Source organism: Nocardia sp. CA-107356 (assembly GCF_050946365.1).
GTDB lineage: Bacteria > Actinomycetota > Actinomycetes > Mycobacteriales > Mycobacteriaceae > Nocardia.
Map to the genome: position 1 here is coordinate 23,677 of NZ_CP191992.1, position 13,907 is coordinate 37,583.

Below are 13,907 nucleotides of genomic sequence, written 5' to 3' on the forward strand. Positions count from 1 at the left end.
GCACCGCTACTGCGCCAGGCCATGCGCGACAAGGGTTTCGAAGACCTCGTCCGGACTGGTGCCGAGATCCCAGCGGCCGAAGATCAGCAGGCGTTCGCCGCCGTCATGTTCGACGTCGATTTCGAGCATGGGATTCTTGCGGCCGAGACGGCGGTAGCCGACGACCCGCGCGCGCAGAATCTGATCGCGTCGGTATTCGGTCGGCCCGGTGAGGGTGCGAACCACCAGACGTGGCTGGGGGCCGGAGGCGATGCTCAGTCGAGGGCGCTGCCGGAATCCCAGTCCGGCCAATGCCAGTAGGCCGACCGCGGCCAACCCGATGAGCAGACGGCTCGGTCCGTCCTTGGCGAGGATGGCGGCACCGGCCAGCACCACCCCGCCGATGGTGACCGCGATGAGTGCGGCCATCGGCGTGGTCCAGGTGGTGCGTGGCTCGGGAGGCAGCGGCTCGAGCGAATCGGATTCGGGATCCACGTGTCACTTTCCCCAATCGTTCCTCGAGTTGTCCACATGGTTATCCACAGGTGTGCATGAATGACACGTCTGTAATCCCGATCGTAGCGATTGCTTGCGGATCGCTCGAAAGGGCCAGCAGCGATTGCTTGCGGATCGCTCGAAAGGGTCAGTAGCGATTGCTACCGGTCAGCGCCACCGCATCGTCATGATCAGGCCGACGACCATCAGCCCGAAGCCGATCAGGAAGTTCCACGCGCCCAGATTTGCCATCCAGGTGATGTGGTCGTTGGCCAGGTAGTAGACGAGCAGCCAGAGCAGCCCGGCCAGCATGAAGCCGAGCATGATCACGACGTACCAGACCGGGGACGGCCCCACCTTCACCTTCACCGGTGTGCGGCTGGCGGGATTGATCGTGTAGTCGGTCTTCTTACGGACCTTCGACTTGGGCATGTCGTCCTCGTGTTCGGCGTTCAGGTCGGGTACCGGCGGGCTGGATTCGGTTGAATTATGGTGCCCGGCTCGCTCACGGCGGTACCCGATCCGACGTAGGCGGAAAGGGTCCGGGCGAGGGCTCAGGTCCCCTCCGGTCTGCCTCTAGGCTATCCCAACTGGTAATGGATGCGACGGTGTGCCGGGTCGCCACGTAATCTCGACAGCATGCGTGTACTGGTCGTCGACAACTACGACAGCTTCGTGTTCAACCTGGTGCAGTACCTCGGCCAGTTGGGTGCCGAGGCCGTGGTCTGGCGCAATGACGACCCGAAGCTGGCCGACCTGGATGCCGTGGTCGCCGAATACGACGGCATTTTGATCAGCCCCGGGCCGGGCACCCCGGATCGGGCGGGCGCGAGCATCGACCTGGTGCACGCCTGCGCCCGGCACCGAATTCCGCTGCTCGGGGTATGCCTCGGTCATCAGGCCATCGGCGAGGCGTTCGGCGGCACCGTCACGCGCGCTCCGGAACTGCTGCACGGCAAGACCAGTTCGGTGTTCCATCTGGGCGTGGGTGTGCTGGCCGGTCTGCCGGACCCGTTCACCGCGACCCGATACCACTCGCTCACCGTCCTCGAGGACACCCTGCCCGCGGATATCGAGGTGCTCGGCCGGACCGAAACCGGAATCGTCATGGCCATGCGGCACCGTACGCTGCCGATCCACGGTGTGCAGTTCCATCCCGAATCGGTGCTGACGCAGGGCGGGCATCGGATGTTGGCGAACTGGCTCGAGGTGTGCGGCGAGCGTCCGTCCGAGAGTTTGGTGGCGATGCTGGAGGCGGAGGTCGCGTCACTGGTGACCCAGTGACGCAAGGGATCCGACCCTATGTCCTGCTGTCCGTCGCGGTCAGCGTCGATGGATATATCGACGACGCGAGTCCGCAGCGCCTGAAGCTGTCGAATGCGGCGGATTTCGATCGAGTGGATCAGGTGCGCGCGGACTCCGACGCGATCTTGATCGGCGCGGAGACGCTCCGCCGCGACAATCCCCGATTGCTGGTCGACAGCGCGCAGCGGCGGGCTGCGCGCATCGCGGCGGGTAAGCCGGAGTACCCACTGAAGATCGCGGTGAGCGCGCGCGGTGATCTGGATCCCGAACTGCGGTTCTGGCATCACGGCGGCGACAAACTCGTCTACACCACCGACGCCGGTGCGACGAAGCTCCGCGATCGGCTGGCCGGTCTCGCGGAGGTGGCGGCGCTCGGTGCCGAAGTCGAGCTCGGTGCGTTGCTCGACGATCTCGGTCGCCGTGGCATCGCCCGGCTGATGGTCGAGGGCGGCACGCGCATCCACACGGAATTCCTCTCGGCGGACCTGGCCGACGAATTGCAGATGGCGGTCGCACCGATCGTCGTCGGGCACGCCGCGGCGCCCCGCTTCCTCGGCCCGGCCGCCTATCCGACCCGCAGAATGCACCTGGTCGATGTCACCCGGATCGGTGATATCGCGCTGCTGCGCTACCTGCCTCGACAGTCCAGCGATGCCGCGCATGACCGCTGAGTGTCCCCAACCGCGGAGGTCTATCGATGTCGGCTGACCGGACCGATATCCAATTCATGCGCCGGGCAATCGAACTGGCGCGGCTGTGCCCGACCAGTTCGACCGCCTTCTCGGTCGGTGCGGTCATCGTGGCCGACGGCGTCGAGATTTCGACGGGCTACTCGCGGGAGACCGACCAGAAGGTCCACGCCGAGGAGTCCGCGCTGAACAAACTCGATGCGGACGATCCTCGGCTGGCCGACGCGACGATCTATTCCACCCTGGAACCGTGTTCACAGCGCGCCACCGCGACGCGGCTGCCGTGCACTGACCGGATCCTGCGGGCCGGGATTGCACGAGTCGTCATCGCCTGGCGCGAACCCACGACCTTCGTGACCAATTGCGTCGGCGTGGAGAAGCTGCGGCAGCGCGGCGTCGAGGTGGTCGAACTGCCGGGGTTGGCGGTGGAGGCGATGTCGATGAATCGCCACCTGGATCTTTCGTGACCGCTGCTGGATTCTTCGACAGGCGCTAGGGCCTGCCGTAGATCGCGGTGACGAACTCGCTGAGCTGGTTGTCGTCGAGATGACGCGCGAGGTCGGCCTCGCTGATCATCCCGACCAGCCGCTTGTCATCGATCACCGGCATCCGCTTGATCCGGTGACTCTCCATCGCATCCAGCACCTGGTTGACATCCGCATCGGCGGCGACCCACCGTGGGGTCGCTGCGCAGAACTCCTCGGCCCGGGTGGTGGCCGCGGACCGACCCTGGGCGATGCATTTGACCACGATGTCACGGTCGGTGATGATCCCGCACATCCGTTCGTTCTCATCGGCGATGACCAGCGCGCCGACGCCGAGTTCGGCCATCAGACGTGCGGCCTTCCCAATGGTCTCGTCCTTGGAAATCCACTGCGCACCGGGCTTCATGATGTCCCTGGCTATGGTCATGGGGCTGCCTCCTGTTCCACGGTGGGTTGGGATGAGCAGCCCCATTCTCGCGCCGATCAGACCGTGTGGTCCGCGTCTCCGCGTATTCAGGCGTTTGACCTGGGTGCCGATATCACGGCGGGCCCAGGACGTATGTGGTGATGGAGACCGTTCCGGTCTTCGCGATCGCTGACCCCGCAGCGGGCTGTTGGCTGACGATCCGGCCGACGCTGTTCGCATCGAACGTGCCCTGAGCGGATTGGCTGATCTGGGCCGGAGTGCCGGTCCATCCCGCCTGCCGCAGCTTTTCCAGCGCCTGCGCCGCGGTCAGGCCGATCACGCTCGGCATGACGATGTCACCGCTGGAGACCTGCACAGTGACCGTCGAACCCTTATCTGCGGTGGAGCCGCCGGTGGGGTTGGTCGAGAGCACCTCGCCCTTGGGCTTCGAGGACGCCACCTCCTGGATGGCGATCTTGAATCCGGCGCTTTCCACCAGATTCGGCTGCGCGACACTGATGTCCTGCCCGACCACATTCGGCACCCGGATCTGCTCCGGACCGGAGCCGACGACTACGACGATGGCCCGGTCGACATCGACCCTGGAGCCCGCCGACGGCTCGGTGCCGATCACCTTGTCGGTTTCCTGCGCACTCGACGATTTGCGCTGCACGGTCGGATCCATCCGCAAACCACTGGCGTTCAACTGCTGCTCGGCCTGGTCCACCGTCAGGCCCTCCAGCCGAGGAATCTGCACCTGCGCCGGACCGGCGGAGACCTGCACAGTGATAGTGCTGCCCTTGTCGACCCGGGAACCACCCAGTGGTTGGGTGGAGATGACATTGCCGGTGGCGACCTTGTTATTCGGGTTCTGCTGCATGGCCACCGTGAAGCCGAGCTTCTGCAACGAGTCCTGGGCCTGCTGCGCCGTTTTGTTCGAAAGGTCGGGCACGGCAATCTGATCCGGTCTCGCACCCGGCCCGATCAATACCCAGAACAAGGCGAAGGCCACGATGACCGCGGCGGCGGAGCCGAGTGCGATGTAGAGGCTGCGGCGCGGATTCCCCGGTTCGGCGGGTTCCTGCTCGGCGGTGTCGTCATTGTCATTGCGTTCGACGGTGCGGAAGCTGCGCGGCGGCGGTTCGTTCGCGCCGAGGATGGTGGTGCGGTCCTCGTCGGTCATCACCATCGGCGCGCTCGGCTTCTGCCCGCCGAGCACCCGGATCAGATCGGCGCGCATCTCGGCGGCGGACTGGTACCGGTTGGCCGGATTCTTGCTCATCGCCTTGAGCACGACGGAGTCCAACTCGCGCGGCACCCCGTCGTGGACATGCGAGGGCAGCCGCGGATCTTCCCGGACGTGCTGGTAAGCAACGGCAATCGGTGAGTCACCAGTAAAAGGCGGCTCGCCGGTGAGGATTTCGAACAGCACACAGCCGACGGAATAGACATCCGAGCGGGCGTCGACGGTCTCACCGCGCGCCTGCTCCGGCGAAAGATATTGCGCGGTGCCGATAACGGCCGCGGTCTGGGTCATCGGGTTGGAGCTGTCGGCGAGCGCCCGCGCGATGCCGAAGTCCATCACCTTCACCGCACCGGCCCGGTTGATCATGATGTTGGCCGGCTTCATATCGCGGTGCACGATCCCGGCCTTATGGCTGAAATCCAGTGCGGCGCAGACGTCGGCGACGACCTCCATGGCCCGGCGCGGCGGCATCGGACCCTTACCGCGCACGATGTCACGCAGCGTGTCACCGTCGACGTACTCCATCACGATGTACGGCAGCGGGCCGCCGTCCACCTCCGCCTCACCGGTGTCGTAGACCGCGACGATGGCCGGATGGTTCAGCGCGGCGGCGTTCTGCGCCTCGCGCTTGAAGCGCAGGTAGAACGTCGGATCGCGGGCGAGGTCGGCGCGCAGCACCTTGATCGCCACATCCCGGCTCAGCCGTAGATCGCGCGCCTTGTGGACTTCGGACATACCGCCGAACCCGATGATCTCACCCAGCTCGTAGCGGGAGGAGAGATTCTTCGGGGTCGTCATGGTTGTCCTTGCGGAGTAGCAGCGCCGGGGGTGGCCGAGGGTCCTCGAGCACCGGGACTATCCGGAAATGGTAAGTCGAGCGTAGGGAACCACGAGCCTCTGGTGGTCGTAGACGGACTCGTTGTTTTCGACGATTTCGTCGTCGTCGGCGCCGTGGTGCTCGGTGTCGTCGTCGGCGGCTGTGTTGTCGTCGTTGGCGGTTCCGTCGTCGTCGGCGGTGGCGGTGGGACCGGTCTGGTGGTGGTGACGATGGTCGTCGGCGGCTCGGTTGTCGTCGGCGGTGGCGTAGTGACCGGTGCCGGCGCGACCTTCGAGGTGGTGGGCGGACGCACGGTATCCGGATTGGTATCGCCACCGAAGAGCAGCCAGAGCACGAGACCGACGAGCAGCACCGCACCGACGGCGACGGCCGCGCCCACCTTCTGGCCCGTGGTGAACCTCGACTTATCCGGCTCGGGCAGCGGGTTGGCGCGCGTGCTGCCGGAACTCATCACGGTCTTGGGCGCGCCGACGGGCGTTTGCCCGGTCGGCGCTGCGCCCGCCGTACCCATCGGGGTGGCCGGGGTGTTGTACCGGACCGTCGGGCCATCGTAGTCGTGCGACGGCAGGATCACCGTCGGGCCGGGCGGCAACACTCGGGTCGCGCCCGCGGTCATCGGTCCGGCGGTACCGCCCGGCGGCGGGGGACGGCGTCCGGCGCGCACCGCGGCCACGGCGTCGGCGAATTCGCCGCCGCGCGCGTAGCGACGAGTCGGGTCCTTGGTCATGGTGATCTCGATGAGCTCGCGCACATTGGGCGGCAGATCGGACGGCATCGGCGGCGGGGCCTCGCGCACATGTTTCATCGCGACGGTGATCGCCCCGTCACCGGTGAACGGTCGCTGCCCGGCCAGCGCCTCATACCCGACCACACCCAGTGCGTAAACATCGCTCGCCGAGGTCGCGTCCTCACCGACCGCCTGCTCCGGCGCGATGTACTGGGCGGTGCCCATCACCATGCCGGTCTTGGTCACCGGAGAGGCATCGACCGCCTTGGCGATGCCGAAGTCGGTGATCTTCACCTGACCGGTCGGCGTGACCAGAATGTTGCCCGGCTTCACGTCACGGTGCACGACGCCAGCGGCGTGTGCGACCTCCAGTGCGCGGCCGGTCTGCTCCAGCATGTCCAGACCTTGGACCACCGAGAGTCGGCCGAGCCGGTTCAGCACCGTATTGAGCGGTTCGCCCTGCACCAGTTCCATGACCAGATAGGCGGTCTCGCCACCGCTCGGGTCGAGGGTCTCGCCGTAGTCGTAGATACCGGCGATGCCGGGGTGATTCAGCTGGGCAGTGGTCTTGGCCTCGCTACGGAACCGGTGCCGGAACGTAGGGTCGGCGGAGAACTCCGACTTGAGCACCTTCACCGCCACCCGGCGGTCCAGCCGGGTGTCGAGCGCCTCCCAGACCTGGCCCATACCGCCCGTGGCGATCAGCCGTTGCAGGCGATATCGGTCGGCAATCATCGCGCCGTTGTTCAGCATCCCGGCCCCCGTATATCCACTCGCACGTTCATATCTCTCAGCGCCCTCGCAAACCGGCGTCAAGCACCGCGCGGGCAATCGGCGCGGCCACCGAGCCACCGGTAGCGGCCAGCGCTCGGTCGCCACCGTTCTCCACGATCACTGCGATGGCGATCTTGGGGGTCTGTGCGGGGGCAAAGGCGATGTACCAGGCATGCGGTGGCGTATTGCGCGGATTGCTGCCGTGCTCGGCGGTTCCGGTCTTCGAGGCAATTTGGTACCGGGTTTGGCCGTGTCCGACGGTGTTGTCCTCCGACGCGATCATCAGGTTGGTCAGCGTTGACGCTACCTGGGCGCTGACGGCTTGTCCGACTGAGACGGGTTTGTTCTTCGAGAGCTCGCTCAGATCGGGCCCTTGCAGCTGATCGACCAGGTATGGCTCCATGCGGACGCCGCCGTTCGCGACGGTCGCGGCAATGACCGCGTTGTCCAGCGGGGTGAGCGCGACGTCGCGCTGGCCGATGCTGCTCTGGGCCAGTGCTGCGGTATCCGGAATTGTGCCGACGGTGCTCTCGGCCACCGGAATCGGGATGCCGCGGTGGGCGCCGATGCCGAATGCGGCCGCCTCATCCTTGAGATTCGACGCACCGACCTTGAGGCCGAGTTCGACGAAGGCAGTATTGCAGGATCTGCGGAACGCCTCGGTGAGTGTCGCAGTGGGGCCGCTCCCGCAGGTGGAGCCGTTGTAATTCTCCAAAGTGGTGGTGGTGCCCGGCAGTGTGATGTTGGGCGCGGCGGTGAATTGGTCATCCGGGGTTGCGGTGCCGTTGGCCAACGCGGCGGCGGTGACGACCACCTTGAAGGTGGAGCCCGGCGGATAGGTCTGCGACACAGCACGATTCAACATGGGTTGGCGCTGGTCCGCACTCAGCTCTTCCCAAGACTTGGTGCCCTGGGCGCCATCGTGCCCGGACAACAGGTTGGGATCGTAGCTGGGGGTGGAGACCATGGTGAGAATCTTGCCGGTACTCGGCTCGATCGCCACGACCGAACCGGTATAGCCCTTGGCGGTCAACTGCTCGTAGGCGACCTGCTGCATCATCGGATCCAGCGTGGTGAGCACATTGCCGCCGCGGGGATCACGACCGGAGATCATATCGATCAGGCGGCGTCCGAACAGCGCGTTGTCCGAGCCGTTCAGCACGGTATCCTCGGCGCGCTCCAAACCCGTGCTGCCGTACTGCATCGAGTAGAAGCCGGAGACCGGCGCGTATGCCTGCGGATCTGTGGGATAGGTGCGCAGGTACTTGTAGCGGTCGTCGGTAGCGACCGAACTGGCCAGTACGGTGCCGCCCGCGGAGATCTGTCCGCGCTGGCGCGCGTATTCGTCGAGCAGCACGCGGGAGTTGCGCGGATCGTTGCGATAGTCGTCGGCCTTGATCACTTGTACGTAGGTGGCGTTGATCAGCAGCGCGACGATCATGAGCATCACCGCGACCGCGACCCGCCGTAGCGGTGTGTTCATTCCTGCGGCCTCGCTTCCGGTTTGCGCAGGAGTTCGGTCGCCGCGTCCGCGATCGGGGCCACCGGATCCTTCTTGCGCACCGGCGCCGGGGCACGAGCCGCGTCCGACACCTTGATCAGCAGGGCCAGCAGTGCGTAGTTGGCCAGCAGCGACGAACCACCGTAGGACATGAACGGGGTGGTGAGGCCGGTCAGCGGAATCAGTTTGGTGACACCGCCGACCACCACGAACAGCTGGATCGCGATGGTGAAGGACAATCCGGCGGCCAGCAGCTTGCCGAAGCTGTCACGCACGGCCAGTGCGGTCCGCAGTCCGCGCACCACGAAAACCAGGAACAGCAGCAGCACTGCGGCGAGCCCGAACAGACCGAGTTCCTCGCCGATGGTGGTGATGATGAAGTCGGTCTTGGCGAAGGGGACCTGCGAGGGTCGCCCGCTACCGAGGCCGGTGCCCGCGAGTCCACCGGTGGCCAGGCCGAACAGCGACTGCGAGATCTGGTAGCCGGTGTTGTTGTAGTCGGCGAATGGGTGCAGCCAGGTCTGCGTGCGCACCCGCACATGGCTGAAGGCCTGGTAGGCGAAGAAGAATCCGATGGTGAGCAGCGCGCCGCCGATGATGAGCCAGCCGACCCGCTCGGTCGCGATGTAGAGCATCACCAGCACGGTGCTGAAGATCAACAGCGATGTGCCGAGGTCCTTTTCGAAGACCAGCACACCGATACAGACGATCCAGACCACCAGGATCGGCCCGAGGTCGCGGGCGCGCGGGAACTCCATGCCGAGGAAATGCCGACCCGCCGCAGTGAACAGATCGCGCTTGGCGACCAGCACCGAGGCGAAGAAGATGATCAGCAGGATCTTCGCGAATTCACCCGGCTGCACACTCAATCCGGGCAGCCGGATCCAGATCTTGGAGCCGTTGGTCTCCGAATACGCGCCGGGCAGCAGTGCCGGAATCGCCAGTGCGACAAGGCCGACGAGGCCCAGGGTGTAGCTGTAGCGCGCCAGCGTGCGGTAATCGCTCAGCACGACCAGGATCCCGATGAAGATGATCATCCCCAGACCGGTCCACAGGATCTGTTGATTGGCATCGGGGGAGGGGATCGGCCACGAGTTGTACACGGCCGTCTGTGCATCGGCGAGATCGAGCCGATGGATCAGCACCAAGCCGAGTCCGTTGAGCAGCGCGGCAATCGGCAGCAGTAGCGGATCGGCGAACGGGGCGAAGCGCCGCACCGCCAGATGTGCCACGGCGAAAAGCGCGAGATAGGCGAGACCGTATTTGGCGATCTCCCAGGTGACCGATTGTTCCTGGCTGGCCTCCACCAGGAACAGCGAGATCGTGACGATCCCCGTCGCACCGGCGAGCAATATGAGTTCGGCGTTGCGTCTGGTCGACGGTGGCGGCGCGGGCGCGAATCCGCCAGGGGGACTGGGAAAGGCCCCAGCGGACGGCGGTGCCGGAGCGGACATCAGTCCGTCACCCGGCAAGGCTCCCCCGCCGTCTGGGGATTCGACGACGACGCCGTCGCCGTCGGGGTCTTGGCGTCGGGGCTCTTGGTCTCACCCGGCTGCTCTGGTGCGGGCGGCTGCCGGTTCTCACTGGTCGGGGCGACGGTCGTCGGCGCGGGCGCGCCGGGCGACGCGGGCGGTTCGGCGGGCGGAACGACGCCGGGCTGCGGCACCGCCTCCTTGGGCGGGCAGACGGGCAGCAGTTCCTTCTGCGCCAGGGTCTGCATCTGCTTGCGGGCCTCGTCCAGCGAACCCGGTGGCAGTCCCTTGTCGACCTGGTCGCGCCCGGTCTGCTTGAGATCGGAAACCTTGAGCGCCTTGCACTTCGGCGGCAGATCCGCACCGGCCTGCCCAAGGATGAGCTTGTTGCTGGCGTCGACACAGCCGACCGATTCGACCTCGTGGATCGAATATCCGAGTATCGAACCCGGGAGCCCGCGCAGGATGACGACCTGGCCGCTATCCGCCCCGACGTAGTAGTTGCTGCGAATCATCTTGTAGCCGACCAGCAATCCGACAGCCGCGGCCACCACCAAGGCGGCCGCGAGCAGAATCCAGCGCAGCCTATGGGATCTACTCTGCGGGGGCAGTTCGGGTGTTGCGGCGGCGCGGCGCGGCTCCGCCCGCGGCGGGCGCATCGCGGCGGCGCGACCGGCGGCCGTATTCGGCGGCGGGTTGTCCTCGACCTGACCCGAGGCCGCACCCGCCACGATCGGATGGCTCTGCCCATAGTCCAGATCGATGACATCGGCGACGACCACGGTGACGTTGTCCGGACCGCCGCTGCGCAGCGCGAGTTCGATGAGCCGGTCGGCACATTCGTCGGTGCTGCCTTCGCGCATGGTGTTGGCGATGGTCTCATCGCTGACCACATCGGAGAGCCCATCGGAGCACAGCAGATAGCGATCGCCCGCACGGGCCTCGCGCATGATCAGCGTCGGCTCGATCTCGTTGCCGGTGAGCGCGCGCATGATCAGCGAACGCTGCGGATGGGTATGCGCCTGCTCAGGGGTGATCCGGCCCTCGTCGACCAGCGACTGGACGAAGGTGTCGTCGCGGGTGATCTGGGCCAGCTCGCCGCCGCGCAGCAGATACGCACGGGAGTCGCCGATGTGGACCAGGCCGAGCTTCTTGCCCGCGAACAGGATTGCGGTGAGCGTGGTGCCCATACCGTCGAGTTCGGGCTCTTCCTCGACATGGTCGGCGATGGCGGCATTGCCCTCATGGGTGGCCGCGTTGAGCTTGCCGAGCAGATCGTCACCGGGCTCGTCGTCGTCGAGATGCGCCAGCGCGGCGATCATCAACTGCGAGGCGACCTCACCGGCCGCGTGGCCGCCCATACCGTCGGCTAGCGCGAGCAGCCGTGCGCCCGCGTAGACGGAGTCCTCGTTGTTGCCTCGGACAAGACCGCGGTCGCTGCGCGCTGCGTAGCGGAGAACAAGTGTCACGATCGCAGCTCGATCACTGTTTTGCCGACACGGACAGGGGTGCCGAGTGGAACTCGGACTGCGGTGGTGACTTTCGCACGGTCGAGGTAGGTGCCGTTCGTCGAGCCGAGGTCTTCGACGTACCAGTCGTCACCGCGCGGTGAGAGTCGCGCATGTCTAGTAGAGGCGTAATCATCGGTGAGTACCAGCGTTGAGTCGTCCGCACGTCCGATAAGCACCGGTTGGGTGCCTAGCGAAATGCGAGTGCCGGCGAGTGAACCTTGAGTCACCACAAGAAATTTGGCGCCCTTCTGGCCTCGGCTGAAAGACGGCAGCACCGCGGAACCGCGAGCGGCCCTGGGCTGGATCCGGATGCCGGATGCCGCGTAGATGTCGCTGCGCAGGGTGCGCAGCACCGCCCACACGAATAACCACAACAGCAGCAGGAACCCCGCACGGGTCAGTTGCAGGATCAGTCCCTGCACGGCGCTCCACCTCCTGTTCGACCGTGTACGTCGGTGCCGTAGGTGCGAGTTCGCCCCCACCGGCTTGCTGGTTTCGCGAGCCCCGGTCCTGGCGACGCGCGTGTGTTGGCAGCATCATAGGGCCGTGGGTCGAGTTCGATCACGATACGGCCGCAGAATCCCTGTACGCCATGTCGTGACCTGCACCGCGAGCTTACGGGATCAGACGATACGGATCAGGATCTCGGAATGCCCGGCGCGGATCACGTCACCGTCGGCGAGCTGCCAATCCTGGACGGGGGAGCCGTTGACGAGAGTCCCGTTGGTCGAACCGAGATCCGAGAGCATCGCGGTCTGCCCGTCCCAGCGAACCTCGATGTGGCGGCGCGAAACTCCGGTATCCGGCAGCCGGAAGTGCGCGTCCTGGCCGCGGCCGATGATGTTGCTGCCCTCGCGGAGCTGGTAGGTGCGGCCGCTGCCGTCGTCGAGTTGCAGGGTCGCGGAGTAGCCCGAACCGGCTTGTGCGCCACCGCCATACGCGGGGGCCGCATAGCCGCCTCCCTGTGCACCGTAGCCGGGCTGTTGCGAGTAGGCCTGGCCGTAGCCGCCCTGCTCGTCCGGCGCGGCGTAGCCCGGCTCGCCGTAACCCGGTTCCGCATACCCCTGTTCGCCGTAGCCGGACTGCGCGTAACCCTGCTGTCCGTATCCCGGCTGCTGGCCGTAACCACCCTGGTCGGCGTAGCCCTGTTCGCCGTAGCCGGGCTGTGCGTAGCCCTGCTGCCCATAGCCTTGTTCGGCGTAGCCCTGCTGTCCGTAGCCCGGCTCCTGGTAGCCCTGCTGGCCGTAGTCCTGTTCGGCGTAGCCACCCTGCTGCTGGCCGTAGCCGCCCTGCTCGCCGTAGGCCTGCTGGCCGCCGGCGTAGCCGGGCTCCTGATAGCCCTGCTGACCGTAGCCCTGGCCACCCTGTTGGTAGTCGTAGCCGTTCTGGTAGTCGCCGTAACCCTGCTGCGAGTCCGGCGCCTGGTAGTCGGAGCCACCGCCATAGGGCGCGCCGCCCCGGCCGTAGTCGTCGCGGTACGCACCGTTCGGCGGCCCGGGCCGCCCCGCCGGCGGCGGTGCGTACCCGCGGTTGCGTGGATCGGACTCCGCGGGCTCACGGCTTGGGTCGTAGCCTGAGTTCTGCGTCATGGGGCCAGCTCCTGGTTGCGGGTTTGCAGGTCGTTGTGGCGGGGGTTCGGGGCTGCGAGCCGGGTTGGCTCTGCGGCCGATGTCGGGATCGACCCGACCGCTCGTCCTGAACTGTCCGGTGTGCAGCGTAGGTGATGCCTCGAATGCCACGTGTACTTCGCCGTAGGTCTGCCAGCCTTGTTCGCGGATGTAGTCCTGTAGGTGCTTGGCGAATGCGCGGGTAGTGAGGTCGTGGTCGGCGGCGAGTTGTTGGTGATCAGAGGTGTTGATGGTGATCACATAGCTGTTGGGCGCCAACAGATGTCCGCCACCCAGATCCTGGATGTTGTCGGCGGCTTCCTGCTTGAGCGCCGCCTCGACCTCCTGGGGTACGACACTGCCCCCGAAAGCTCTGGCGAACACATCACCGACGGCGCCTTGCAGGCGACGCTCGAATCGAGAAACGATGCCCATCTCGGCCTCCCTTCGGCGAGCGTCTGTGCTGATTCATAACAACGACACACCTATATGGCGTGTCGCGTATCGACCACGTTCATTGCATGATATCCACGATCGTCCACACCTGTAACTCCTGGAAAGCCCAGCGGGTTCCCGTGACTGTCTGGCCAGCGCCGTAGCGCCGCCCACAGGCGATTTCGTGTCTCGCTGACCCTCGTGATACTGTCTGCGAGTCGCTCGGGCGAGTGGCGGAATGGCAGACGCGCTGGCTTCAGGTGCCAGTGTCCTTCGGGACGTGGGGGTTCAAGTCCCCCTTCGCCCACAGAGGTAGTACACAAAAGCCGCGTATCAGAGGGTGCCCCTCTGAACGCGGCTTTCGTCGTCAGAGGTCTTGCGGCACAAGGCGCCATGACCGATGTTGTGGGACTACATGGCCGATGTTGTGCAACGGT

The 13,907-nt window shown here is 66.0% G+C and carries 13 protein-coding genes and 1 tRNA gene; 4 read left to right on the forward strand and 10 right to left on the reverse strand.

The window, feature by feature from the left end:
- Positions 1 to 6: 6 nt before the first annotated feature.
- Entirely contained in the window at positions 7 to 408 is a 402-nt protein-coding gene (locus ACQP1G_RS00110) for a PH domain-containing protein (protein ID WP_433209462.1), read from the reverse strand.
- 234 nt (positions 409 to 642) lie between these two features.
- Positions 643 to 906, reverse strand: a complete 264-nt coding sequence (crgA, locus tag ACQP1G_RS00115; protein WP_433197120.1) for a cell division protein CrgA — start codon at positions 904 to 906, stop codon at positions 643 to 645.
- A gap of 207 nt (positions 907 to 1,113) precedes the next feature.
- Between crgA and ACQP1G_RS00120 the strand changes: the two genes are divergently transcribed.
- Genes ACQP1G_RS00120 through ACQP1G_RS00130 form a run of 3 tightly spaced genes read left to right on the forward strand, consistent with a single transcriptional unit; the run spans position 1,114 to position 2,935 of the window.
- The gene (locus ACQP1G_RS00120) at positions 1,114 to 1,758 is read left to right on the forward strand and encodes an aminodeoxychorismate/anthranilate synthase component II (protein WP_433197122.1); all 645 of its coding nucleotides are present in this window, start codon (positions 1,114 to 1,116) and stop codon (positions 1,756 to 1,758) included.
- Positions 1,755 to 2,450: a RibD family protein gene (locus tag ACQP1G_RS00125; RefSeq protein WP_433197124.1), complete on the forward strand. Its 696-nt coding sequence runs from the start codon at positions 1,755 to 1,757 to the stop codon at positions 2,448 to 2,450. Before ACQP1G_RS00120 ends, ACQP1G_RS00125 begins: the two co-directional genes overlap by 4 nt.
- A 26-nt stretch (positions 2,451 to 2,476) precedes the next feature.
- Complete coding sequence (locus tag ACQP1G_RS00130; RefSeq protein ID WP_433197126.1) at positions 2,477 to 2,935, forward strand: deaminase; 459 nt, start codon at positions 2,477 to 2,479, stop codon at positions 2,933 to 2,935.
- Positions 2,936 to 2,960: 25 nt separating this feature from the next.
- Here ACQP1G_RS00130 and ACQP1G_RS00135 read toward each other — a convergent pair whose 3' ends face one another.
- From ACQP1G_RS00135 to ACQP1G_RS00170, 8 genes are all read right to left on the reverse strand, one after another.
- Positions 2,961 to 3,380: a CBS domain-containing protein gene (locus ACQP1G_RS00135; protein WP_433197128.1), complete on the reverse strand. Its 420-nt coding sequence runs from the start codon at positions 3,378 to 3,380 to the stop codon at positions 2,961 to 2,963.
- Between the two features lie 112 nt (positions 3,381 to 3,492).
- Positions 3,493 to 5,403, reverse strand: a complete 1,911-nt coding sequence (gene pknB / locus ACQP1G_RS00140; protein ID WP_433197130.1) for a Stk1 family PASTA domain-containing Ser/Thr kinase — start codon at positions 5,401 to 5,403, stop codon at positions 3,493 to 3,495.
- Positions 5,400 to 6,923, reverse strand: coding sequence for a protein kinase domain-containing protein (locus ACQP1G_RS00145; RefSeq protein WP_433197131.1), 1,524 nt, complete (start codon positions 6,921 to 6,923; stop codon positions 5,400 to 5,402). Before ACQP1G_RS00145 ends, pknB begins: the two co-directional genes overlap by 4 nt.
- A 37-nt stretch (positions 6,924 to 6,960) precedes the next feature.
- The gene (locus tag ACQP1G_RS00150) at positions 6,961 to 8,427 is read right to left on the reverse strand and encodes a peptidoglycan D,D-transpeptidase FtsI family protein (RefSeq protein ID WP_433197133.1); all 1,467 of its coding nucleotides are present in this window, start codon (positions 8,425 to 8,427) and stop codon (positions 6,961 to 6,963) included.
- Complete coding sequence (locus tag ACQP1G_RS00155) at positions 8,424 to 9,899, reverse strand: FtsW/RodA/SpoVE family cell cycle protein (protein ID WP_433197135.1); 1,476 nt, start codon at positions 9,897 to 9,899, stop codon at positions 8,424 to 8,426. The genes ACQP1G_RS00150 and ACQP1G_RS00155 overlap by 4 nt, the downstream gene beginning before the upstream one ends.
- Positions 9,899 to 11,386: a PP2C family protein-serine/threonine phosphatase gene (locus tag ACQP1G_RS00160; RefSeq protein ID WP_433197137.1), complete on the reverse strand. Its 1,488-nt coding sequence runs from the start codon at positions 11,384 to 11,386 to the stop codon at positions 9,899 to 9,901. Before ACQP1G_RS00160 ends, ACQP1G_RS00155 begins: the two co-directional genes overlap by 1 nt.
- On the reverse strand, positions 11,383 to 11,850 hold the full coding sequence (locus ACQP1G_RS00165) for an FHA domain-containing protein FhaB/FipA (RefSeq protein ID WP_014980860.1): 468 nt from the start codon (positions 11,848 to 11,850) through the stop codon (positions 11,383 to 11,385). The genes ACQP1G_RS00160 and ACQP1G_RS00165 overlap by 4 nt, the downstream gene beginning before the upstream one ends.
- Positions 11,851 to 12,051: 201 nt before the next feature.
- Positions 12,052 to 13,470: a DUF3662 and FHA domain-containing protein gene (locus ACQP1G_RS00170; protein WP_433197139.1), complete on the reverse strand. Its 1,419-nt coding sequence runs from the start codon at positions 13,468 to 13,470 to the stop codon at positions 12,052 to 12,054.
- 224 nt (positions 13,471 to 13,694) lie between these two features.
- On the opposite strand from ACQP1G_RS00170, the gene ACQP1G_RS00175 reads away from it, so the two are divergent.
- Positions 13,695 to 13,777, forward strand: a tRNA-Leu gene (locus tag ACQP1G_RS00175).
- Positions 13,778 to 13,907 lie beyond the last annotated feature (130 nt).